At 68.6% G+C, this 21,019-nt stretch carries 19 protein-coding genes and 3 tRNA genes; 15 read left to right on the plus strand and 7 right to left on the minus strand.

All coding sequences use genetic code 11. From position 1 onward, the window contains the following. The first annotated feature begins 76 nt into the window (after positions 1 to 76). From ffh to LYSCAS_RS11995, 6 genes are all read left to right on the plus strand, one after another. Positions 77 to 1,444 carry a signal recognition particle protein gene (ffh, locus tag LYSCAS_RS11970; protein WP_213434262.1) on the plus strand — a complete coding sequence of 456 codons (1,368 nt, stop codon included), beginning with the start codon at positions 77 to 79 and terminating at the stop codon, positions 1,442 to 1,444. 176 nt (positions 1,445 to 1,620) lie between these two features. Beyond that, positions 1,621 to 1,881, plus strand: a complete 261-nt coding sequence (rpsP, locus tag LYSCAS_RS11975; RefSeq protein WP_213434263.1) for a 30S ribosomal protein S16 — start codon at positions 1,621 to 1,623, stop codon at positions 1,879 to 1,881. Between the two features lie 31 nt (positions 1,882 to 1,912). Beyond that, on the plus strand, positions 1,913 to 2,437 hold the full coding sequence (gene rimM / locus LYSCAS_RS11980) for a ribosome maturation factor RimM (RefSeq protein WP_213434264.1): 525 nt from the start codon (positions 1,913 to 1,915) through the stop codon (positions 2,435 to 2,437). 2 nt (positions 2,438 to 2,439) lie between these two features. Next, the gene (gene trmD, locus LYSCAS_RS11985) at positions 2,440 to 3,210 is read left to right on the plus strand and encodes a tRNA (guanosine(37)-N1)-methyltransferase TrmD (RefSeq protein ID WP_213434265.1); all 771 of its coding nucleotides are present in this window, start codon (positions 2,440 to 2,442) and stop codon (positions 3,208 to 3,210) included. Positions 3,211 to 3,339: 129 nt separating this feature from the next. Beyond that, positions 3,340 to 3,753 (plus strand): 50S ribosomal protein L19, encoded by a 414-nt coding sequence (gene rplS, locus LYSCAS_RS11990; RefSeq protein ID WP_213434266.1) that lies wholly within the window; start codon positions 3,340 to 3,342, stop codon positions 3,751 to 3,753. 98 nt (positions 3,754 to 3,851) lie between these two features. Further along, complete coding sequence (locus LYSCAS_RS11995) at positions 3,852 to 4,271, plus strand: RNA-binding S4 domain-containing protein (protein ID WP_213434267.1); 420 nt, start codon at positions 3,852 to 3,854, stop codon at positions 4,269 to 4,271. On the opposite strand, the gene mutS is transcribed toward LYSCAS_RS11995, so the two are convergent. Beyond that, the gene (gene mutS, locus LYSCAS_RS12000; RefSeq protein ID WP_213434268.1) at positions 4,268 to 6,868 is read right to left on the minus strand and encodes a DNA mismatch repair protein MutS; all 2,601 of its coding nucleotides are present in this window, start codon (positions 6,866 to 6,868) and stop codon (positions 4,268 to 4,270) included. The two genes, LYSCAS_RS11995 and mutS, sit on opposite strands and share 4 nt — an antisense overlap. 117 nt (positions 6,869 to 6,985) lie before the next feature. Between mutS and ybaL the strand changes: the two genes are divergently transcribed. The 9 genes from ybaL to LYSCAS_RS12045 all read left to right on the plus strand — a co-directional run bounded on the left by ybaL (position 6,986) and on the right by LYSCAS_RS12045 (position 15,242). Continuing rightward, positions 6,986 to 8,662, plus strand: coding sequence for a YbaL family putative K(+) efflux transporter (gene ybaL, locus LYSCAS_RS12005; RefSeq protein ID WP_213437814.1), 1,677 nt, complete (start codon positions 6,986 to 6,988; stop codon positions 8,660 to 8,662). A gap of 67 nt (positions 8,663 to 8,729) precedes the next feature. Beyond that, complete coding sequence (locus tag LYSCAS_RS12010) at positions 8,730 to 9,236, plus strand: CinA family protein (protein ID WP_213434269.1); 507 nt, start codon at positions 8,730 to 8,732, stop codon at positions 9,234 to 9,236. A 41-nt stretch (positions 9,237 to 9,277) separates the two neighbouring features. After that, positions 9,278 to 9,907 (plus strand): transcriptional repressor LexA, encoded by a 630-nt coding sequence (gene lexA / locus LYSCAS_RS12015; protein ID WP_213434270.1) that lies wholly within the window; start codon positions 9,278 to 9,280, stop codon positions 9,905 to 9,907. Between the two features lie 232 nt (positions 9,908 to 10,139). After that, the gene (recA, locus tag LYSCAS_RS12020; protein ID WP_213434271.1) at positions 10,140 to 11,177 is read left to right on the plus strand and encodes a recombinase RecA; all 1,038 of its coding nucleotides are present in this window, start codon (positions 10,140 to 10,142) and stop codon (positions 11,175 to 11,177) included. Positions 11,178 to 11,199: 22 nt separating this feature from the next. Further along, the gene (locus LYSCAS_RS12025) at positions 11,200 to 11,772 is read left to right on the plus strand and encodes a regulatory protein RecX (RefSeq protein WP_213434272.1); all 573 of its coding nucleotides are present in this window, start codon (positions 11,200 to 11,202) and stop codon (positions 11,770 to 11,772) included. 168 nt (positions 11,773 to 11,940) lie between these two features. Then, positions 11,941 to 14,607 carry an alanine--tRNA ligase gene (alaS, locus tag LYSCAS_RS12030; protein WP_213434273.1) on the plus strand — a complete coding sequence of 889 codons (2,667 nt, stop codon included), beginning with the start codon at positions 11,941 to 11,943 and terminating at the stop codon, positions 14,605 to 14,607. 136 nt (positions 14,608 to 14,743) lie between these two features. Further along, positions 14,744 to 14,950: a carbon storage regulator CsrA gene (gene csrA, locus LYSCAS_RS12035; RefSeq protein WP_213434274.1), complete on the plus strand. Its 207-nt coding sequence runs from the start codon at positions 14,744 to 14,746 to the stop codon at positions 14,948 to 14,950. A gap of 38 nt (positions 14,951 to 14,988) precedes the next feature. Then, positions 14,989 to 15,081, plus strand: a tRNA-Ser gene (locus tag LYSCAS_RS12040). Between the two features lie 84 nt (positions 15,082 to 15,165). Beyond that, positions 15,166 to 15,242: transfer RNA gene (locus tag LYSCAS_RS12045), tRNA-Arg, on the plus strand. Positions 15,243 to 15,431: 189 nt separating this feature from the next. Here LYSCAS_RS12045 and LYSCAS_RS12050 read toward each other — a convergent pair. The 6 genes from LYSCAS_RS12050 to LYSCAS_RS12075 form a co-directional block, all read right to left on the minus strand. Next, positions 15,432 to 16,343 carry a DMT family transporter gene (locus LYSCAS_RS12050; protein WP_407075187.1) on the minus strand — a complete coding sequence of 304 codons (912 nt, stop codon included), beginning with the start codon at positions 16,341 to 16,343 and terminating at the stop codon, positions 15,432 to 15,434. Between the two features lie 8 nt (positions 16,344 to 16,351). Next, on the minus strand, positions 16,352 to 17,410 hold the full coding sequence (gene murB / locus LYSCAS_RS12055; protein WP_213434275.1) for a UDP-N-acetylmuramate dehydrogenase: 1,059 nt from the start codon (positions 17,408 to 17,410) through the stop codon (positions 16,352 to 16,354). Next, positions 17,403 to 18,461, minus strand: coding sequence for a quinone-dependent dihydroorotate dehydrogenase (locus LYSCAS_RS12060; RefSeq protein ID WP_213434276.1), 1,059 nt, complete (start codon positions 18,459 to 18,461; stop codon positions 17,403 to 17,405). Before LYSCAS_RS12060 ends, murB begins: the two co-directional genes overlap by 8 nt. A gap of 12 nt (positions 18,462 to 18,473) precedes the next feature. Beyond that, positions 18,474 to 20,006: an L-piperidine-6-carboxylate dehydrogenase gene (gene amaB / locus LYSCAS_RS12065; RefSeq protein ID WP_213434277.1), complete on the minus strand. Its 1,533-nt coding sequence runs from the start codon at positions 20,004 to 20,006 to the stop codon at positions 18,474 to 18,476. A gap of 92 nt (positions 20,007 to 20,098) precedes the next feature. Then, positions 20,099 to 20,172 (minus strand) — tRNA-Arg (locus LYSCAS_RS12070). Between the two features lie 16 nt (positions 20,173 to 20,188). Then, positions 20,189 to 21,019, minus strand: coding sequence for an alpha/beta hydrolase family protein (locus tag LYSCAS_RS12075; protein ID WP_213434278.1), 831 nt, complete (start codon positions 21,017 to 21,019; stop codon positions 20,189 to 20,191).

A 21,019-nucleotide genomic window follows, 5' to 3' on the forward strand; every position in this document is an offset into this window, starting at 1 on the left:
GCCGCGTTCAGGCGGGAAGGGGGTGGAGGGCGCGGCGGTATACTGCGCGGCCGTTTTCCGCAGCCGTGCATCCCCCATGTTCGAATCCCTGACCCAGCGCCTGTCCGGCACCATCGAGCGCCTGCGCGGCCGCGGTCGCCTGACCGAAGAGAACATCCGCGAATCGCTGCGCGAAGTGCGCATCGCGCTGCTCGAAGCGGACGTCGCGCTGCCGGTGGTGCAGGCGCTGATCGAACGCATCAAGGTGCGCGCCGTCGGCCAGGAAGTGCTGAAGTCGCTGACGCCTGGCCAGGCGCTGATCAAGGTGGTGCGCGACGAGCTCACCACGCTGATGGGCGCGGCCGCCACCGACCTCAACCTCAATGTCCCGGCCCCGGCCGTGGTGCTGATGGCGGGCCTGCAGGGCGCGGGCAAGACCACCACGGTGGCCAAGCTCGCCAAGCACCTGAAGGAACGCCGAAAGAAGAAAGTGATGGTGGTGTCAGCCGACGTCTATCGTCCCGCCGCGATCGAACAGCTGAAGACGCTCGCGCAGCAGGTCGACGTGCTGTTCTTCCCGTCGGATGCATCGCAGAAACCCGAAGCGATCGTGCGCGCCGCCATCGAGGACGCGCGCAAGTCCTACGTCGACGTGCTGATCGTCGACACCGCGGGCCGCACGAGCATCGACGAAGCGATGATGCGCGAGATCCAGGCGCTGCATGCCGCCGTCGCGCCGGTCGAAACGCTGTTCGTCGTCGATGCGATGACGGGCCAGGACGCCGCGGTCACCGCGAAGCATTTCGGCGAAGCGCTGCCGCTCACGGGCGTGGTGCTCACCAAGACCGACGGCGATGCGCGCGGCGGCGCCGCGTTGTCGGTGCGCTACATCACGGGCAAGCCGATCAAGTTCATCGGCACGGGCGAGAAGCCCGATGGCCTCGACGTCTTCCATCCCGACCGCATCGCCAGCCGCATCCTCGACATGGGCGACGTGTTGTCGCTCGTCGAGCAGGTGGAACAGCAGGTCGACAAGGACAAGGCGGCGAAGCTGGCCGAGAAGGTCGCCAAGGGCAAGCGCTTCAACCTCGAAGACATGCGCGACCAGCTCGAGCAGATGCAGAACATGGGCGGCCTGAGCGGCCTGATGGACAAGCTGCCCGGCATCGGCCAGGTGCCCGAGCACCTCAAGCAGCAGGTCACGGGCAAGGAAGTGCCGCGCATGATCGCGATCATCGGGTCGATGACGCCGAAGGAGCGCCGCAACCCGCACCTGCTCAACGGCTCGCGCCGTGCGCGCATCGCGCGCGGCTCCGGCACCACGCCGGCCGACGTCAACAAGATGCTCAAGCAGTTCCAGCAGATGGAAAAGATGATGGGCAAGCTCGGCGCAGGCGGCATGAAGGGCCTGATGCGGGGCATGAAGGGGATGATGGGCGGGCGCGGCGGCATGCCGTTCCGCTGAGGGCGACGGCCAGGCGGGGCCCTGGCGCCCCGGTTTTGGGCGCGTTCCGGGCGGATTTCGGGTGGATCGATGGGGCCGGGCGCTCCCGCGGGTTCCCCCGGGCCGGGGGATTGGCTTAGAATCGCCGGCTTACCTCGGCACGTCCGCCGACTGGGCAACACAGGAAACCCCGCACCATGGTCAAGATCCGCCTTACCCGCGGTGGCGCGAAGAAGCGCCCCTTCTACCACATCATCGTCACCGACAGCCGCAGCGCGCGCGACGGCCGCAACATCGAGCGCCTGGGTTTCTACAACCCGATCGCCTCCGGTGCCGAGAAGCGCGTCGAGCTCAACATGGACCGCCTGAACCACTGGGTCGGCCAGGGTGCGCAGATGACGGACAAGGTCGCCGATCTCGCCAAGCAGGCCGGCAAGGCCGCCGCGCCGGCCGCCTGATATTTGCGCTCGCGCCTGGCGCGATGACCGCATGAGCAACACCGACGACGCCCCGCAGAAGACGATTCTGGTGGGGCGTTTTCATGGCGCCTTCGGCGTCAAGGGTGAAGTGAAACTCGAGAGTTTCACCGAGCCCGCCGATCGCATCCTCAAATACCAACCGTGGCTGCTGCGCGATGCGCAGGGCCGCGAACGCACGCTCGCGGGCGTGCGTGGGCGTTCGAGTCCGAAGGGCCTCGTCGTGCACGTGCCCGGCATCGAAGACCGCGATGCGGCGGACGCCACGAAAGGCACCGAGCTGTACGTGCCGCGTTCCGCGCTGCCGCCGCCGGCACCCGGCGAGTACTACTGGGTCGACCTGGAAGGCCTGCGCGTGGTGAACGTCGAAGGCGTGGATTTCGGGCGCGTCTCGCACCTGTTCGCCACCGGCGCCAACGACGTGCTCGTCGCGCTCGGCGATCGCGAACGCATGATTCCCTTCGTCGCACCCGACTACATCCGTTCCGTCGATTTCGACGCCGGCGTGGTGACCGTCGACTGGGACGCGGACTTCTGACGATGCGCATCGACATCGTCAGCCTCTTCCCGGAGTTCGTCGCGCAATGCGCCGCGTTCGGCGTGGTGGGGCGGGCGCAGGAACGCGCGCTACTCTCGCTGCACGGCTGGAATCCGCGCGACTACGCCACCGGCAATTACCGCCGCGTCGACGACCGCCCCTTCGGCGGCGGCCCCGGCATGGTGATGCTGATCGATCCGTTGCGCGACGCGCTCAACGCCGCGCGCGCCGCCGATCCCGCCGACGCCCGCGTCGTGTACCTCACGCCGCAGGGCACGCGCCTGACGCAGGCCAAGGTCAGGGAGCTGGCCGCGCATCCGCGCCTGGTCCTGCTGTGCGGCCGCTACGAAGGCGTCGACGAGCGCCTGATCGAAGCCGAGGTCGACGAGGAACTGTCGATCGGCGATTACGTGCTGTCCGGCGGCGAACTCGCCGCGGCGGTGCTGGTCGACGCCGTGGCCCGCCTGCAGGAGGGCGCGCTGAACGACGCCGAATCCGCGGCCCAGGACAGCTTCGAGTCCGACGGCCTGCTGGATTGCCCGCACTACACCCGGCCGCTGGAACACCCGCTGGGCCAGGTGCCCGAGGTCCTGCTGTCGGGCAACCACGCGCAAATCGCGCGCTGGCGCCGGATGGAATCGCTGGGCCGCACCTGGCTGCGCCGGCCGGACCTGCTGGACGAAGCGGCGCTGGGCAAGGCCGACCGAGCCCTGCTCGAGGCCTTCCGCAGCCGCTACCTCCGGGCCCTGGACGAACCGGACGGAGACGCCTGACCCGCGTAAGCCCCTCAGGTTCAAAGAAAAGCTAGCCAATTCCCGCGAAGGCCCGCTAGAATGCGCGGCTTCGCGTCAACCCGTCGCCGCCGTGAGGGCGCCGACGCACTTCATCTACAGGCCGTCACCATGAACAAGCCCTCGCTCAACACCCTGCTTCAGAACTTCGAAGCCGACCAGATCACGCGCCAGCTTCCCGACTTCGGCCCCGGCGACACCGTCGTGGTCAACGTCAAGGTGAAGGAAGGCAACCGCGAACGCATCCAGGCCTATGAAGGCGTGGTCATCGGCAAGAAGAACGCCGGCCTCAACTCCGCGTTCACCGTGCGCAAGATCTCGCACGGCTACGGCGTCGAGCGCGTGTTCCAGACCCACAGCGCCGTCATCGACTCGGTCGAAGTGAAGCGCCGCGGCGACGTGCGTGCGGGCAAGCTGTATTACCTCCGTGGCCTGGAAGGCAAGGCCGCGCGCATCAAGGAAGACCTGGCGGGCAACGCCAAGGCGAAGGCCGCTGCGGCCGCCGCCGCTGCCGCGCAGCAGTAATCCTCGTTGCATCGCGCGCCGCAAGGCGCGCCACCAGACGACCGCCCAAGTGGCGGTCGTTTGCGTTTCAGCGACAACACCAGGTCGATACTTCGCCCATGACGCAATCCCCGCCCGTCGCGCCCGCGCCGCCCGCCGGCGTCCGCATCGATCTCTGGCTGTGGGCAGCGCGCTTCTACAAGACGCGCAGCCTGGCCAAGCAGGCGATCGAGCACGGGAAAGTGGACGTCGCCGGCCAGCGCGCGAAAGCGTCGCGACAAGTGCACGTCGGCGATGCGCTGGTCGTGCTGCGCGGCGAGGAACGTTTCGAAGTGGAAGTGCGCGGGTTGGCGGACAAGCGCGGGCCGGCGTCGATCGCGCAAACGTTGTTCGTCGAATCCGAAGCTTCGCGTGCACGGCGCGAATCCGAGCGCGCCACGCGCGCCGCGGAACGCGCCGGTTACCGCGCGCCCGAAGGCAAGCCCGACAAACGCGCGCGTCGCTTGATCCGCGCGCTCGGCGACATCGACGCGCTCTAGAGCAATCCCTTCAGGCGGTACAGCGCTTCCAGCGCCTGGCGTGGCGTGAGTTCGTCCGGTTCGATCGCGGCCAGCGCTTCGATCGCCGCCGACGACGGTGCGAACAAACCGAACTGCTGCGGCGACTCCAGCGCGTCCACCGTCATCGGCATCACAGGTGCATCGCGGCCTTGCTGTTCGAGTTCCGCGAGGCGCCCGCGCGCCTGGCGCACGACGGCCTTCGGCAGGCCCGCCAACGCGGCCACCTGCAAGCCGAAGCTGCGATTCGCCGGCCCGTCCTTCACCGCGTGCATGAACACCAGCGCATCGCCGTGCTCCACCGCGTCGAGGTGTACGTTCGCGATGCCGCTGCCGGGTTCGGCCAGCGCGGTGAGTTCGAAGTAATGCGTCGCGAACAGCGTGTAGCTGCGATTGACCGCGGCAAGATGCCGCGCGCACGCATCGGCGAGCGCCAGGCCATCGTACGTGGACGTGCCGCGGCCGATTTCGTCCATCAACACCAGCGACTCCGCCGTGGCGTGGTGGAGGATGTAGCTCGTCTCCGCCATCTCGACCATGAAGGTCGACTGCCCGCGCGCGAGATCGTCGCCGGCGCCGATGCGCGTGAGGATGCGGTCGATCGGGCCGATCACCGCGCGTGCGGCGGGCACGAAGCTGCCGATGTGCGCGAGCAAAACGATCAGCGCGTTCTGGCGCATGTACGTCGACTTGCCGCCCATGTTCGGGCCGGTGATCACGCGCATGCGCACGTGCTCGTCGAACACCAGGTCGTTGGGTTCGAACGGTTCGTCGCGCACGGCTTCCACCACCGGGTGCCGGCCGCGCTCGACGTGGATGCCGGGTGCGTCGCGCAATTCCGGGCGCGCCCAGTCCAGCGCCTGCGCGCGTTCGGCGAAGCAGGCGAGCACGTCGAGTTCCGACAACGCGCCGGCGCAGCGCTTCAACGCATCGAGGTCGCGGTTGAGCGTGTCGAGCAGGCCGTCGTACAGCAGCTTCTCGCGCGCCAGCGAACGCTCGCGCGCGGACAGCACCTTGTCCTCGAACTGCTTGAGTTCCTCGGTGATGTAACGCTCGGCGCCGGTGAGCGTCTGGCGGCGCGTGTAATGCGTGGGCGCGCGCACCGACTGGCCCTTGCTGATCTCGATGAAGTAGCCGTGCACGCGGTTGTAGCCGACCTTCAGCGTCGCGATGCCGGTGGCGGCGCGTTCGCGCGCTTCCAGGTCGACGAGGAACTGGTCCGCGTTCGTCGACAGGCGACGCAGTTCGGCGAGGTCGGCGTCGTAGTCGTCCGCGAACACGCCGCCATCGCGCGCCAGCACCGGCGGCTGCGGCACGAGCGCAGTCGCGAGGAGATGCGCGTTGGCCGCGTGTTCGCCGAGTTCGGCGGCGAGCGCCTGCAGGCGGGGCGAATCCAGCGGCGCGAGCAGGGCGCGCACGCCGGGCAGCAACGCCAGGCCGTCGCGCAGCGTCGACAGGTCGCGCGGGCGCGCGCTGCGCAACGCGATGCGGGTGAGGATGCGTTCGAGGTCGCCGAGCGCGCGGAAGCTCTCGCGCAACGTGGATTCAGCGCGAGCGTCGGCGAGCGTGGCGACGGCGTGGTGGCGTTCGCCGACGATGCGCCGGTCGCGCAACGGGCGATGCAGCCAGCGGCGCAGCAGCCGCCCGCCCATCGGCGTGATCGTCGTATCGATGACGCCGAGCAGGGTGGTGCGCGTGTCGCCGTCGACGCGCGTGTCGAGTTCCAGGTGCCGGCGCGTGGCGGCGTTCATCGCGATCGCACCGTCGCTGGCTTCGATCGCGATCGCGCCGATGTGCGGCAGGCGCTGCTTCTGCGTTTCCTCGACGTAGCCGAGGAGGGCGCCGGCGGCCGCGATCGCGCGCGGACGGTCTTCGATGCCGAAGCCGGTGAGGTCGTGCAGCGCGAAGAATTGCAGCAACTGGCGACGGCCGGTGTCGGCGTCGAACAACCACGGCGGGCGACGGCGCGCGCCGGTGCGTTCGAGGACCGTGGGCGGCCACGTGCCGTCGTCGGGCACCAGGGTTTCGGCCGGCTCCAGGCGCGCGAGTTCGGCTTCGAGGGCGTCGTCGCTATCCACTTCGTTGACGAGGAACCGGCCGCTCGCCAGGTCCATCCACGCCAGGCCGTAGCCGCGCTTGTCGCGCGAGAGCGCAAGCAGCAGCGTGTCGCGGCGTTCGCTCAGCAGCGCTTCGTCGGTGACCGTGCCCGGGGTGACCACGCGCACGACCTTGCGGTCGACGATGCCCTTGGACGTCGCGGGATCCCCGATCTGTTCGCAGATCGCCACCGATTCGCCCAGCGCGACGAGGCGCGCCAGATACCCCTCGCACGCATGCACCGGCACGCCCGCCATCGGGATGGGCTGGCCTGCGGAACTGCCGCGTTGGGTGAGCGTGATGTCGAGCAGGCGCGCGGCCTTGCGCGCGTCGTCGAAGAACAACTCGTAGAAGTCGCCCATCCGGAAGAACAGCAGGACGTCCGGGTGCTCCGCCTTCGCGGCGAAGAACTGGCGCATGAGGGGCGTGTGTTCGGCCTGGGCGCGCGCGCTGGCGGCCGCTTCCTTCTCTTTCAACGACATGGCTCCGGAGTGCGGCGCACCGCGGGCGACAGTATGTCGCGATTGCGGCGCGCTTCGAAGCACGGGACGACGCGGGCGGGCAGGTAGGATGGAGCCTTCCGCAATCCCGAGGTGACGATGCCCCACGGCGTAGCTCTGATTTCCACGCTCGCGACCGCCTTCGGGGCGGCGCTGATCCTCGGGTTCATCGCGGCACGGCTGCGGCTGCCGGCGCTGGTGGGCTACCTGCTGGCGGGCGTGCTGATCGGGCCGTTCACGCCGGGCTTCGTGGCCGACACGGCCCTGGCCGCGGAGCTCGCCGAAATCGGCGTGATGCTGCTGATGTTCGGGGTGGGGCTGCATTTCTCGCTCGACGACCTGATGGAAGTCCGCAAGGTCGCGCTGCCCGGCGCGGTGCTGCAGATCGCGGCGGCGACGGGGCTGGGGGCGCTGGTCGCGCACTGGTGGGGCTGGTCGTGGGGCGCGGCGCTGGTGTTCGGCCTGGCGTTGTCGGTGGCGAGCACGGTGGTGCTGCTGCGCGCGATGGAGTCGCGCGGCCTGCTGGAATCGATGAACGGGCGCATCGCCGTGGGCTGGCTGGTGGTGGAGGACCTGGCGATGGTGCTGGTGCTCGTGCTGCTGCCGCCGATGGCCGGCGCGCTGGGCGGCACGAATGCGCCGGAGACGGGCAACCTCTGGCTCGCGCTGGGCACGACGTTGCTGAAAGTGGGCGCGTTCCTCGCGGTGATGCTGATCGCGGGGCGCAAGTTCCTGCCGCGGCTGCTGTGGTGGGTGGCGCAGACGGGGTCGCGCGAATTGTTCACGCTGGCGGTGGTCGCGTGCGCGGTGGGCATCGCGTACGGGGCGGGCGAACTGTTCGATGTGTCGTTCGCGCTGGGTGCGTTCTTCGCGGGCATGGTGTTGCGCGAATCGGAATTCGCGCACCGCGCGGCCAGCGAATCGTTGCCGCTGCGCGATGCGTTCGCGGTGTTGTTCTTCGTGTCGGTCGGCATGTTGTTCGATCCGATGGTGCTGGTGCACGAGCCGCTGCGCGTGCTCTTGGTCGTGGCGATCATCGTGCTCGGCAAGACGCTGGCCGCCGCGTTGCTGGTGCTGCTGTTGCGCTATCCGTTGAACACGGCGCTCACGGTGTCGGCGAGCCTGGCGCAGATCGGCGAGTTCTCTTTCATCCTCGCGGGGCTGGGCATGTCGCTGGGCCTGCTGCCTGCGGAAGGCAACAGCCTGGTGCTCGCGGGCGCGCTCATTTCGATCGCGATCAATCCGCTGTTGTTCGGCGCGATCGAACCGCTGCAGCGATGGATCCGCGCGCGATCGGCGCTGGCGCGGCAACTGGAGCAGCCCGTCGATCCGATGGCCGCGCTGCCGATGTCGACCGATCCGAAATTCCTCGCCGGCCACGCGGTGCTCGTCGGCTACGGGCGGGTGGGGCGGCGGATCGCGGCGCAACTTTCGGCGCGCGACGTGCCGGTGGTGGTGGTCGAGCAGCACCGCGAGCGCGTCGAAGCCTTGCGCGAACAGGGCGCGGCCGCGGTGTCGGGTGATGCGGCCGAACCGGGCGTGCTGGTGCAGGCGCACATCGCGCGGGCGCGCTGGTTGATCGTTGCGATCCCCGACACCTTCAGCGTGCGGCAGATGGTGGAGACCGCGCGCACGCTCAATCCCGGCATCGACATCGTCGTGCGCAGCCACAACGAGGAAGAAGCCGCGCTGCTGACGCAGGAACACGTCGGGCGCGTGTTCCTCGGCGAAGCGGAACTGGCCGACGGCATGGCGCGCCACGTCCTCGGCCAATGACGCACGGCCTGCGCGCGCAGCGTCGATTTGCGTTACAACGCGCGCTTGTCTTCCCCCGAGCGTTCGCATGACCGTTGCCGCCGTTCCCGACGATCCCGCCCTGCAGGCGTTGTCCGCGCAACTCGGCGAACGCCTGCGCGCGTCGCACCACATGCTGGTCACCGCCGAGAGTTGCACCGGCGGCTGGATCGCGAAGGCGGTGACGGACGTGGCGGGGTCGTCCGACTGGTTCGACTGCGGCCTGGCCGCCTACAGCTACGAAGCGAAGCAGGCGTTGCTGGGCGTGCGCCCGGAGACGCTGGAACGCCACGGCGCCGTCAGCCGCGAGACCGCGCTGGAGATGGTGGCCGGGGCGCTGGTGCATTCGGGCGCGTCGCTCGCGGTGGCCGTGACCGGCATCGCCGGGCCGGGCGGTGGCACGGCCGACAAGCCGGTGGGCACGGTCTGGATCGCCTGGAAGCGGCGCGGGGGCTATCCGAAGGCCGAGGTGTTCCAGTTCGACGGCGACCGCGAGGCCGTGCGCCGGCAGACCGTGGACGCCGCCCTGCGGGGACTGGGCGCCTTGCTCGACTGAGGTGTTGACGGCTCCGGGGCGTGAGTAGTATTACTACTCACATGGACCTGACCGAAACCCAGCAAGCCATCCTCGCCCTCATCGCCGAGCGGATCGCGCGCGACGGGGTCCCGCCGTCCCAGACGGAAATCGCCCACGCCTTCGGCTTCAAGGGCGTGCGGGCGGCGCAGTACCACCTCGAGGCGATGGAAACCGCCGGCGCCATCCAGCGCCTGCCGGGCAAGGCGCGGGGCATCCGCATCGTGCATCCGGCCGGCGACGCCGCCCCCATGGCTGCCAACGACGACGCGCTGCGCCTGCCGGTGCTGGGCCGCGTCGCGGCGGGCGTGCCGATCGGCGCGGACATCAGCGGCGACAGCTACGTGCTGCTGGATCGCGTGTTCTTCTCGCCGGCGCCGGATTACCTGCTGAAGGTCAAGGGCGATTCGATGATCGACGAAGGCATCTTCGACGGCGACCTGATCGGCGTGCACCGCACGCGCGACGCGCGTTCCGGGCAGATTGTCGTGGCGCGCGTGGATGACGCGATCACGGTGAAGCTGCTGAAGATGTCCGCCGACCGCATCCGCCTGCTGCCCCGCAATCCCGATTACGCACCGATCGACGTGCAGCCCGGCCAGGACTTCGCGATCGAAGGGCTGTATTGCGGCCTGGTGCGGCCCAACCGATGAATTCGATGTACGAGCGCACTTCTCCTGGGTCGGTGCTTTCCGACACGCGGGCGCGGCGTTGCCCGATGTCCAACTCCCTCCCCGATGAGAAAAAATCTTCCCCATGCGCTCACGTCTCAGCCCACGCGACAAGTCCCGAGTAGCTTCCTCCCCAGACGACGGGGCGGCGGTTTCCAAGACGATGCCTCGCCCGGATTCGAACCCAAATCCAAATAGAGCCAAGGACACGACGATGGACGAGAACAAGAAGCGCGCCCTTTCCGCCGCCCTCGGGCAGATCGAGAAGCAGTTCGGCAAGGGCTCGGTGATGCGCATGGGCGACAAGCCCGTGGAAGCGGCGGAGGTCATCGGCACCGGTTCGCTGATGCTCGACATCGCGCTCGGCATCGGCGGCCTGCCCAAGGGGCGCGTGGTCGAGATCTACGGTCCCGAGTCCTCCGGCAAGACCACGCTCACGCTGCAGACCATCGCGCAGTGCCAGAAGGCGGGCGGCACCGCGGCGTTCATCGACGCCGAGCACGCGCTCGATCCGGGCTACGCGCAGAAGCTGGGCGTCAACATCGAAGACCTGCTGGTCTCGCAGCCCGACACCGGCGAACAGGCACTCGAGATCGCCGACATGCTCGTGCGCTCGGCCGCCGTCGACATGGTGGTCATCGACTCCGTCGCCGCACTCACCCCGCGCGCGGAAATCGAAGGCGAAATGGGCGACCAGCTCCCGGGCCTGCAGGCGCGGCTCATGAGCCAGGCGCTGCGCAAGCTGACCGGCAACATCAAGCGCAGCAACTGCATGGTCATCTTCATCAACCAGCTGCGCATGAAGATCGGCGTGATGATGCCGGGCCAGAGCCCGGAAACCACCACGGGCGGCAACGCACTCAAGTTCTACGCCTCCATCCGCCTCGACATCCGCCGCATCGGCTCGGTGAAGAAGGGCGACGAGATCATCGGCAACGAAACGCGCATCAAGGTCGTCAAGAACAAGATGGCGCCGCCGTTCAAGCAGGTCATCACCGAGATCCTCTACGGCGAAGGCATCAGCCGCGAAGGCGAACTGATCGAGATGGGCGTCAACGCCAAGCTCGTCGAGAAATCCGGCGCCTGGTACAGCGCGTACGACGAGCGCATCGGGCAGGGCAAGGAGAACGCGCGCCAGTTCCTCAAGGACAACCCGGCGATGGCGTTGCGCCTGGAAACGGAACTGCGCGCCAAGCTCGTGCCGCAGATCGATGCGCCGCGCGATGCCGCACCGGAAGCGATCGAAGACTGACCCGACGTCCTCCCCGCTGGCTATGGGATGGCACAGCGGGGAGGGCGATCGGGACCAGGCGGATGCACGCGAAGCCGCGGATGCGTCGTCGGAGGCCTCGGCCGCCGACGCGCGCAAACCCGACGATCGCCCCGCACGCCGCAAGCGTCCCGAAGCCACGCCTGCCCAGCGCGCCCTCGGCCTGCTGGTCCGGCGCGAACACTCCCGCCGCGAGCTGACGCGCAAGCTCACCGCGCGCGGCGTGGAGGTCGATGCCGCCGTCGCGGCCGTCGACAAGATGCAGGCGGCCGGTTGGCAGGATGACGGCCGCTTTGCGGAACAACTCATCCGTAGCCGGGCGGCCACCGGCTACGGCCCGGTCCGCATCCGCGCCGAACTGGCCATGCACGGCCTCCCGCGCGAAGCGGTCTCCACCGCGATGGAATCGGCCGAAGCCGACTGGCCCTCGCTCGCCCGCGACCTGGTGCAACGCCGCTTCGGCCCCGCCGTCGCCGACGATCGCGACCTCCGCTACAAGGCCGCCGATTGGCTGCTGCGCCGCGGTTTTTCCAACGACCACGTCCGGGCCGCGACCCGCTTCGATCCCGACGACTGAGCCCGCGGCCGCACCGATCGCAGCCGATCGCGGAACCACGCGTTTCACCCACGACCTGACGGCATTCCGGCCGGGCTGATACGCTTCGCCCCTCCCGGAGCGCAGGCTCCGCGTCCGCCCCCGGCGACGCGGCCGCCGTCGCGCCCGCGTTCCCCTTCCGGTCGCCGCATGAATCCCCAACAGCCCCTCCGCAGCAGTCACCAGATCCGCACCGATTTCCTCGAGTTCTTCCGCTCCAAGGGGCATGCCGTCGTCCCGTCGAGCCCGCTCGTGCCGGGCAACGACCCCACGTTGCTGTTCACCAACGCGGGCATGGTGCAGTTCAAGGATGTGTTCCTCGGTGCCGAGAAGCGCAGCTACGTGCGCGCGACCTCGTCGCAGCGCTGCGTGCGCGCCGGCGGCAAGCACAACGACCTCGACCAGGTCGGCTACACCGCGCGCCACCACACGTTCTTCGAGATGCTGGGCAACTTCAGCTTCGGCGATTACTTCAAGCACGACGCCATCAAATGGGCGTGGGAACTGCTGACGCAGGTGTGGGCGCTGCCGCCCGAGCGCCTGCTCGTCACGATCTACCACACCGACGACGAAGCCTTCGACATCTGGCACAAGATCGTCGGCCTGCCGGCCGATCGCATCATCCGCATCGGCGACAACAAGGGCGCGCCGTTCGCGTCGGACAATTTCTGGCAGATGGCCGACACCGGCCCGTGCGGCCCGTGCACCGAGATCTTCTACGACCACGGCGCGCACATCGCCGGCGGCCCGCCGGGGTCGCCCGATGAAGACGGCGATCGCTACATCGAAATCTGGAACAACGTCTTCATGCAGTTCGACCGCCAGCCGGACGGCACGCTCGTGCCGTTGCCTGCGCCGTGCGTCGACACCGGCATGGGCCTGGAACGCCTCGCCGCCGTGCTGCAGCACGTGCACAGCAACTACGAGATCGACCTGTTCCAGCACCTCATCCGCGCCGCGGCGACGATCACCGATACGTCCGACCTCGAACACAAGTCGCTGCGCGTCATCGCCGACCACATTCGCGCGTGCAGCTTCCTGATCGTCGACGGCGTGCTGCCGTCGAACGAAGGCCGCGGCTACGTGCTCCGCCGCATCATCCGCCGCGCGGTGCGCCACTTCTGGAAGCTCGGCGCGTTGCAGCCGGGCGGCGCGTTCTGGCGCATGGTCCTGCCGCTGTGCGAAGCGATGGGCGAGGCGTATCCGGAGCTCGTGCAGAAGCGCGAACTCGTCGAACGCGCGCTCAAGGCCGAAGAAGCCGCGTTCGCGCAGACGCTCGATGCGGGCATGCAGCGCCTCGACACCTACCTGCAGCAATCCGGTGGCACGCTCACCGGCGACCAGCTCTTCCAGCTGCACGACACCTACGGCTGCCCGCCCGACCTGATCGCCGACATCCTGCGCGAGAAGGGCACGACGCTGCCCGAAACGACGATGGCCGACTACGAACGCCTGATGGAACAGCAGCGCGAACGCGCGCGCGCCGCGGGCAAGTTCGGCGGCGGGCTGTCGTTGCCTGGCGAACTGATTTCGCAACTGGCGCCCACCGAATTCGACGGCTACGACCACGTCGACGTCGGCGGCCTCGTCGTGCAGGCCATCGTGCGCGAAGGCCGCCCGGTCAACGCGTTGCGCGCCGGCGAAGAAGCGATCGTGATCCTGGATCGCACGCCGTTCTACGCCGAGAGCGGCGGCCAGGTCGGCGACACCGGCCAGCTCGCCGAGCAGGGCGTGCTGTTCGAAGTGCGCGACACGCAGAAGCTCGCGGGCCAGTTCCATGGCCACGTCGGCACGCTGAAGGCCGGCGAGCTGAAGGTCGGCGACCACCTCGTCGGCGCGATCGACCACGCGCGCCGCGCCGCCACCGTCCTCAACCACAGCGCCACGCATTTGCTGCACGCCGCGTTGCGCCAGGTGCTGGGCACGCACGTCACGCAGAAGGGCTCGCTGGTCGCGCCGGATCGCCTGCGTTTCGATTTCTCGCACTTCCAGCCGGTCACCGCCGACGAACTGGCGACCATCGAACGCATGGTCAACGCCGAAGTCCGCGGCAACCACGCGGCCGAAGTGCAGCACATGGGCATGCAGGAAGCGCTGGACTTCGGCGCGATGGCGCTGTTCGGCGAAAAATACGGCGAGCGCGTGCGCGTGCTGCGCATGGGCGATACGTCCACCGAGTTGTGCGGCGGCACGCACGTATCACGCACCGGCGACATCGGCCTGTTCAAGATCGTCTCCGAAGGCGGCGTGTCCGCCGGTGTGCGCCGGATCGAGGCAGTGACCGGGCAGGGCGCGCTGGATTACGTGGCCGACGAGGAACGTCGCTTGAACGAAGCAGCACGGATGCTGGGTGGCAACGTCGCGGACGTGGGCGAGAAGCTCCGCGCACTGCTCGATCGCCAGAAGAAACTCGAACGCGAAGTCGAAGGGCTGAAGGCGAAGGCTGCCTCCGGCGCCACGTCGGACCTGGCGGGCGCGGCGGTGGAGGTGGGCGGCGTGCGCGTGCTCGCCTCGCGCCTGGAAGGCTTCGATGCGAAGGCGTTGCGCGATGCGGTCGACCGGCTGAAACAGCAGCTCGGCGAAGCGGTCATCGTGCTGGCCGGCACGTCGGACGGAAAGGCCGCGCTGGTCGCCGGTGTCACGGGCGGCCTCGTCGGCAAGGTCAAGGCCGGGGAACTGCTTGCGCATGTCGCCAGTCGCATCAACGGCAAAGGCGGCGGCCGTCCGGATCTCGCGCAGGGCGGCGGTGATGATGGCCCCGCATTGCAGGCCGCGCTGGCCGAGGTTCCGCAGTGGGTGGCCCAGCGCCTAAACTGAGGCATGACGTCCTGCGGTTGTCTGGCCCCGGCCCTGCGACCTATGATCGTTCAGCTTCGCGCACCAATGGATGTGCCCCGCCGCGATTTCGCGGCGGAACGGACCAGCGGGATGGCCGCTGGCGAAGGAGAGCCACATGTTGATCCTGACTCGGCGAGTCGGCGAAACCCTGATGATCGGCGACTCGGTCACCGTCACGGTCCTGGGCGTTAAAGGCAACCAGGTCCGCATCGGCATCACCGCGCCGAAGGACGTTGCCGTGCATCGCGAAGAGATCTACCAGCGAATCCAGCGCGGCGAAGAGCCGGGCGACGGCAAATCCGGTTTGCCGGGCACGGAGTGAATCTGTATCCTTCGCCGGCACTTCGATGAAGTGCCTCCGGAGACTTGCCCGAGAGGCCGAAGGGGCTCCCCTGCTAAGGGAGTATGGGGTCAAAAGCTCCATCGAGGGTTCGAATCCCTCAGTCTCCGCCAGTTACAAGTCACGACGAAAACTTGCATGGATTTTCAAAATGCACGTTGACGAAGTGATGACACGTTCTTCATAATTCCGCTCCTGCGCCCGTAGCTCAGCTGGATAGAGCACCAGGCTACGAACTTGGTGGTCGGGAGTTCGAATCTCTCCGGGCGCGCCACTCCAAAGAAAAAGGCCGATGCTTAAACGCATCGGCCTTTTTCTTTGGGAGTGGCGCGTCGGCGCGCTCAGCGCGCCGACCCAAAGTTTGCGCGGCAAACTTTGGGCCCCTGGCGGCATACCGCCAAATACCCCCGCTGTCGCGCGCCCCTTTTACTAAAAGGGGCTGGGGTCTCCGGATGGACGCGCGTTACTCGTTCGGTTGGGCGGCTTCGGAGGGGGACTGGGTCGCGTTGCGCTTTGCGAGTTGGGCTTCGCGGTGCGAGATGTAGACGTTCGCGGCGAAGATGATCGAGGCGCCGACGAAGGTCCACTTGTCCAGGCGTTCGTCGAACAGGAAGTAGCCGAAGACCGCGACGATCGGCAACTGCATGAAGCTGATGGGCGAGAGCGCGGACACCTCGCCGATCTTCAGCGCGCGCGTCCACAGCATGTGCCCGCCCGTGCCCATGAAGCCCGCGGCCACCACCCACAGCCAGGTGATCCCGCGCGGCCACTCCCACACGAACAGGGCGGGCAGGAACGACAGCGGCACCCACAGCATCGTCGTGTACAGCACGATGCGGTCCGCCGGCTCCACGCGCGAGAGCTGCTTGATCTGGATCGCGGCCAGGCCGCTCAGCACCGCCGCCGACAGCGCCACGAGCGTGCCGAGGGTGAAGTTGGCGCTGCCGGGCCGCACGATGATCAGCACGCCGATGAAGCCGACGACCACCGCGGCCCAGCGGCGCGCGCGCACCTGTTCGCCGAGCATCCACACCGCCGCGATGGTGACGAACAGGGGCGTGGAATACGACAGCGCGATCGCCTGCGCGAGCGGCAGGTGGCCGATGGCCCAGAAGCCGCAGAACATCGACACCACGCCGATGACGCAACGGATGATGTAGCGGGGGAATTGCGTCGTCCGCAACAGCTGCGGCCCGTGGCGCAGCAACAACGGCAGGGCCGCGACGAGGCCGAAGAAATTGCGGAAGAACGCGATCTCGAAGGTGTGCAGCGACGCCGATGCCAGCTTGATCGCCACCGCCATCAGCCCGAAGAAGCACGCGCTGCCCAGCATCAGCAGCGCAGCGCGCCAATGCGCGCCCGGCATCCGCGGCATCGGCAGCGTCACCACGTGGCGCCGACGATCCGCGGTTCGGGTTCGATGGGCACGCCGAAGCGTTCGTGCACCGACGCCGCGATGCGTCGCGCCAGGTCGAGCAGCTGCGCACCGGTCGCGCCGCCATGGTTCACCAGTACCAGCGCATGCGAGTCCGCGACGCCCGCGTCGCCATCGCGATGGCCCTTCCAGCCGCACTGGTCGATCAGCCACGCGGCGGACAACTTGCGCGTGCCTTCGCCGGCGCCGCGGAACATCGGCAGGCCCGGATGTTCGGCGTGCAACGCATCCGCCACCGCGACCGGCACGATCGGATTCTTGAAGAAGCTGCCCGCGTTCCCGATCACCGCCGGGTCCGGCAACTTGCGCCGGCGGATGCGGCACACGGCCTCGGCCACCTGCGATGCGCGCGGTGCGTCGATCCCCATCGCCTTCAGCTCGTCGCCCACGCCCGAGTAATCCAGGCGCAACTGCGGCGTGCGCGACAGGCGGAAATCGACGGCGGTGACCAGCCAGCGATCCGGCGCATGCTTGAACACGCTGTCGCGGTATGCGAAGGCGCAGTCTTCGGCCGTCAGCGTCGCCGTCGTGCGCGTCGCGCGTTCGAACACGTGCACCGCATGGATCGACTCGCGCACTTCCACGCCGTACGCCCCGATGTTCTGGATCGGCGCCGCACCCACGGTGCCGGGAATCAGCGCGAGGTTCTCCAGGCCCGCCAGGCCGTGGCCCAGCGTCCACAGCACCAGCGCATGCCATTCCACGCCCGCGTCGGCGCGCACGATCGCCGTGTCGCCGTCATCTTCGAGGATCGCGATCGATTGCGCGCCCAGGCTCAGCACTGCACCCGGCGGATCGTCGGCGAACAGCAGGTTGCTGCCGCCGCCGAGCACCAGCACCGGTGCATCGCGCAACATCGCGTAACCGAACAACTCCGGCAGCGCCGCGACGTCGGACACTTCCACGAGCATCGGCGCGCGCGCGGCCACCCCGAAGGTGTTGCGCGCATCGAGCCGGGCGTGCTCGACGAGGCGATAGCCGCCGCCGACGTGGATCGCCTCAGGCATCGGGTGGCAGGTTCCCGCGGCTCGGCGCTTCCTTGCGGCGGCGCATCGCATCGACGGATTCGCCGATCAGCGCCGGCCCGCGATAGATCAGGCCCGTATACACCTGCACGAGCGACGCACCCGCCGCGGCCTTCGCCGCTGCATCCGCGCCGGACAGGATGCCGCCCACGCCCACCAGCGGGATGTGTTCCGGCAGGCGCGTGCGCAGCTTGCGCAGCACCAGCGTGGAGCGGCCCATCAGCGGTTCGCCCGAGAGGCCACCGGCCTGGTCCGCGTGCCGCACGTGTTCCAGGCCGAAGCGCGACACCGTGGTGTTGGTGGCGATCACGCCATCGACTTCCAGGTCCGACAGCACGCGGCCGGCCGCATCGATGTCTTCGTCCGACAGGTCCGGCGCGATCTTCACCAGCATCGGCACGCGGCGCCCGTGCTGTGCGCCCAGGCGCTCCTGTGCTTCGCGCAGCGTGCCCACGAGGCGGCGCAGCTGCTGTTCTTCCTGCAGTTCGCGCAGCCCCGCGGTATTGGGCGAGGAAATGTTGACGGTGATGTAGTCGGCGAGCGGATACACGCGCTCCAGGCAGAACAGGTAATCGGATTCGGCCGATTCGTTCGGCGTGTCCTTGTTCTTGCCGATGTTGATGCCGAGCAATCCGCCGCGGCGACGCGCGCGCGAGACGTTGGCCACCAGCGCATCCACGCCGTCGTTGTTGAAGCCCAGGCGATTGATGATCGCGCGCTGCGAGGGCAGGCGGAACATGCGCGGCTTCGGGTTGCCCGCCTGCGGCCGCGGCGTGGTGGTGCCGACTTCGACGAAGCCGAAACCCAGCGCCATCAGCGCATCGATGTGCGCGCCGTTCTTGTCCAGCCCCGCGGCCAGGCCCACCGGGTTGGGGAACTGCAGCCCGAACACCTTGACCGCGAGCGGCTTGGGCGCGCGCGCGAGCAACGGGTTGGTACCCGTGCGATACGCGGCTTCGAGGGCGGACAGGCCGAGCGCGTGCGCGCGCTCGGCGTCCAGCCCGAACAGGAAAGGCCTGGCGAGCCCGTACATGCGGTCAGTGGCTCACAGGTCGAACTTGATGCCTTGCGCCAGCGGCAGCGCATCGGAGTAGTTGATCGTGTTCGTCTGTCGGCGCATGTAAGCCTTCCACGCATCCGAACCCGATTCCCGGCCACCGCCGGTTTCCTTCTCGCCGCCGAACGCGCCGCCGATCTCCGCACCCGAGGTGCCGATGTTGACGTTGGCGATGCCGCAATCCGACCCCGACGCGGCCAGGTAGGCCTCGGCCGCCTTGAGGTCGGTGGTGAAGATGGAGGACGACAGGCCCTGCGGCACGGCGTTCTGCATCGCGATGGCTTCATCCAGCGCCTTGAACTTCATGACGTAGAGGATCGGCGCGAACGTTTCGTGCTGCACGATCTCCGCGTCGTTGGTCAGGCCCGTCACGATCGCCGGCAGCACGAAGTTGCCCTTGCCCTCGATCGCGGTGCCGCCGGTTTCGATCTTGCCGCCGGCCGCGCGGGCCTTGGCGATCGAATCCAGGTACGCATCGACGCCGTCGCGGCTGTTGAGCGGGCCCATCAGGTTGGCCGGATCCGTCGGGTCGCCGATTTTCTTTTCGACCTGCTTGTACGCGGTGACCAGCTTGGCCAGCACGTCGTCGTAGATGGACTCGTGCACGATCAGGCGGCGCGTGGTGGTGCAGCGCTGGCCCGCGGTGCCGACGGCGCCGAACACGATCGCCGGGATCGCCAGCTTCAGCTCCGCCGACTTGTCCACGATGATCGCGTTGTTGCCGCCCAGCTCCAGCAACGAGCGGCCCATGCGGCGGGCGACGCGCTCGCCGACGATGCGGCCGACCTTGGTGGAACCGGTGAACGAGATCAGCGGGATGCGCTTGTCGTCGACGAAGGTCGAGGCGAGCTCGGTGCCCGCGTCGTTGAACAGGAAGAAGATGTCCGGGAAGCCGCCCTTCTTCAGCGCCTCGTTGCAGATCTTCATCGCCGCGATCGCCGACAGCGGCGTCTTGGGCGAGGGCTTCCAGATCGAGATGTCGCCGCACACCGCGGCCACGAACGCATTCCACGCCCACACCGCGACGGGGAAGTTGAACGCGCTGATGATCCCGACGATGCCGATCGGGTGCCACTGCTCGTACATGCGATGGCCCGGGCGCTCCGAATGCATCGTCAGGCCGTACAACTGGCGCGACAGGCCGACGGAGAATTCACCGATGTCGATCATTTCCTGGACTTCGCCGTCGCCTTCCGGCTTCGACTTGCCCATTTCCAGCGCGACCAGCGAGCCCAGCGCATCCTTGTGCGTGCGCAGCGCTTCGGCGCACAGGCGCACGGCTTCGCCGCGACGCGGCGCCGGCGTGGTGCGCCACACCTGGTAGGCCGCCTGCGCGCGCTCGACGATCGTGTCGTAGTCCGCCTGCGAGGAGGCGTGGACCTTCGCGAGCACCGCGCCGTCGGTGGGGTTCACCGGTTCCAGGACACCGGCATCCGTGGTCTTCGACCAGGTGTCGTTGCCGAGGAAAGTGCCGGATTCGATGTCGCGCAGGCCGAGCGCGGTCAGGACGGGATGGGTCACGATAAAACTCCAATGGGGGAACGCTTTCGAAGTGAACAGTCCGCACAGGGATGTGCGGGCAGTAGCACATGGATGTGCGACCAGTACCGATGCGGCCCCGACACGATTCGAACGTGCGACCTGTCCCTTAGGAGGGGACCGCTCTATCCAACTGAGCTACGGGGCCAAAGAAGCGGCGGCGATTATCGCTCAAGCAGGGCCTCCACGGTCCGCGCGGGGTGTTTCATCCACGCGTAGTGGTCGGCGCGCACGCCAGGCGCGGCCTCCTCGACGACCGCGATCGACCGCGGCGCGGCGGGCATCTTCGCCAGCAGGGCCTCAAGGGACGTGCCGGGCGCGAGCCAGTCGTGGGCCATGCGGACCGCGCGGATCGGGACCGTCACGGACCGGAGCGCCGCTTCGAGATCGTCCACCCCGACCGCCGCGTAGCGCCCCGTGAGCCCGGTGCGCGACCAGTCGCGGACCACGCCGCGTGCTTCCTCGCCGCCGAACCCGAGCCGGCGGCCCGGCAACTTGCCGCACAGCACCGCGATGGACCGCAGCGCCTGGTAGGCCATCGGCAGCCACCAGCGCGTGCGCGGCGGGAAGGCGCGCCAGTCGGGCGTGCCGCTGGCGACGAGCCACAATTCGGACGCGACGCCGTGCGCGAGCCCGAGCCGGCAGCTCGCCAGCTGCCCGCCGAGGCTATGGCCGCCGACGATGCGGCGCAGGCCGGGCAGGGCGTGTTCGATCGCCGCTTCGCACGCGGGGAAGTCCTGCATCAGCAATGCGCGGTAGCCCCAGTCCTCGCGACGGCTCGCGCGCACGCTGCTGCTGCCCAGGCCGCGCCAGTCGTGCACGAACACCGCGATGCCGCGTTGCGCGAGCGCTTCGGCGAAGGGGAGGAAATGCCGCGCCGCGATCCCCATGCCGCCGAACCACAGCAACGTCGCGGTGGGCGAGGGCGGGATGCGGGCCTGCAGCTGCGATCGATGGCCGTCGGCGGAGACCACCGGCAGTTCGATCGCCTCCAT

It is taken from the genome of Noviluteimonas caseinilytica (genome assembly GCF_018406605.1).
GTDB classification, from domain to species: domain Bacteria; phylum Pseudomonadota; class Gammaproteobacteria; order Xanthomonadales; family Xanthomonadaceae; genus Noviluteimonas; species Noviluteimonas caseinilytica.

What these genes read in the sequence shown, in the direction of transcription:
- lexA (WP_213434270.1), top strand. Translation starts at nt 9,278, where the DNA reads ATGGACCTGACCGAAACCCAGCAAGCCATCCTCGCCCTCATCGCCGAG.
- rimM (WP_213434264.1), top strand. Translation starts at nt 1,913, where the DNA reads ATGAGCAACACCGACGACGCCCCGCAGAAGACGATTCTGGTGGGGCGT.
- murB (WP_213434275.1), bottom strand. Translation starts at nt 17,410, where the DNA reads ATGCCTGAGGCGATCCACGTCGGCGGCGGCTATCGCCTCGTCGAGCAC.
- recA (WP_213434271.1), top strand. Translation starts at nt 10,140, where the DNA reads ATGGACGAGAACAAGAAGCGCGCCCTTTCCGCCGCCCTCGGGCAGATC.
- ffh (WP_213434262.1), top strand. Translation starts at nt 77, where the DNA reads ATGTTCGAATCCCTGACCCAGCGCCTGTCCGGCACCATCGAGCGCCTG.
- trmD (WP_213434265.1), top strand. Translation starts at nt 2,440, where the DNA reads ATGCGCATCGACATCGTCAGCCTCTTCCCGGAGTTCGTCGCGCAATGC.
- LYSCAS_RS12050 (WP_407075187.1), bottom strand. Translation starts at nt 16,343, where the DNA reads ATGCCGCGGATGCCGGGCGCGCATTGGCGCGCTGCGCTGCTGATGCTG.
- LYSCAS_RS12025 (WP_213434272.1), top strand. Translation starts at nt 11,200, where the DNA reads ATGGGATGGCACAGCGGGGAGGGCGATCGGGACCAGGCGGATGCACGC.
- rplS (WP_213434266.1), top strand. Translation starts at nt 3,340, where the DNA reads ATGAACAAGCCCTCGCTCAACACCCTGCTTCAGAACTTCGAAGCCGAC.
- LYSCAS_RS12010 (WP_213434269.1), top strand. Translation starts at nt 8,730, where the DNA reads ATGACCGTTGCCGCCGTTCCCGACGATCCCGCCCTGCAGGCGTTGTCC.
- csrA (WP_213434274.1), top strand. Translation starts at nt 14,744, where the DNA reads ATGTTGATCCTGACTCGGCGAGTCGGCGAAACCCTGATGATCGGCGAC.
- LYSCAS_RS11995 (WP_213434267.1), top strand. Translation starts at nt 3,852, where the DNA reads ATGACGCAATCCCCGCCCGTCGCGCCCGCGCCGCCCGCCGGCGTCCGC.
- LYSCAS_RS12075 (WP_213434278.1), bottom strand. Translation starts at nt 21,019, where the DNA reads ATGGAGGCGATCGAACTGCCGGTGGTCTCCGCCGACGGCCATCGATCG.
- alaS (WP_213434273.1), top strand. Translation starts at nt 11,941, where the DNA reads ATGAATCCCCAACAGCCCCTCCGCAGCAGTCACCAGATCCGCACCGAT.
- rpsP (WP_213434263.1), top strand. Translation starts at nt 1,621, where the DNA reads ATGGTCAAGATCCGCCTTACCCGCGGTGGCGCGAAGAAGCGCCCCTTC.
- mutS (WP_213434268.1), bottom strand. Translation starts at nt 6,868, where the DNA reads ATGTCGTTGAAAGAGAAGGAAGCGGCCGCCAGCGCGCGCGCCCAGGCC.
- ybaL (WP_213437814.1), top strand. Translation starts at nt 6,986, where the DNA reads ATGCCCCACGGCGTAGCTCTGATTTCCACGCTCGCGACCGCCTTCGGG.
- LYSCAS_RS12060 (WP_213434276.1), bottom strand. Translation starts at nt 18,461, where the DNA reads ATGTACGGGCTCGCCAGGCCTTTCCTGTTCGGGCTGGACGCCGAGCGC.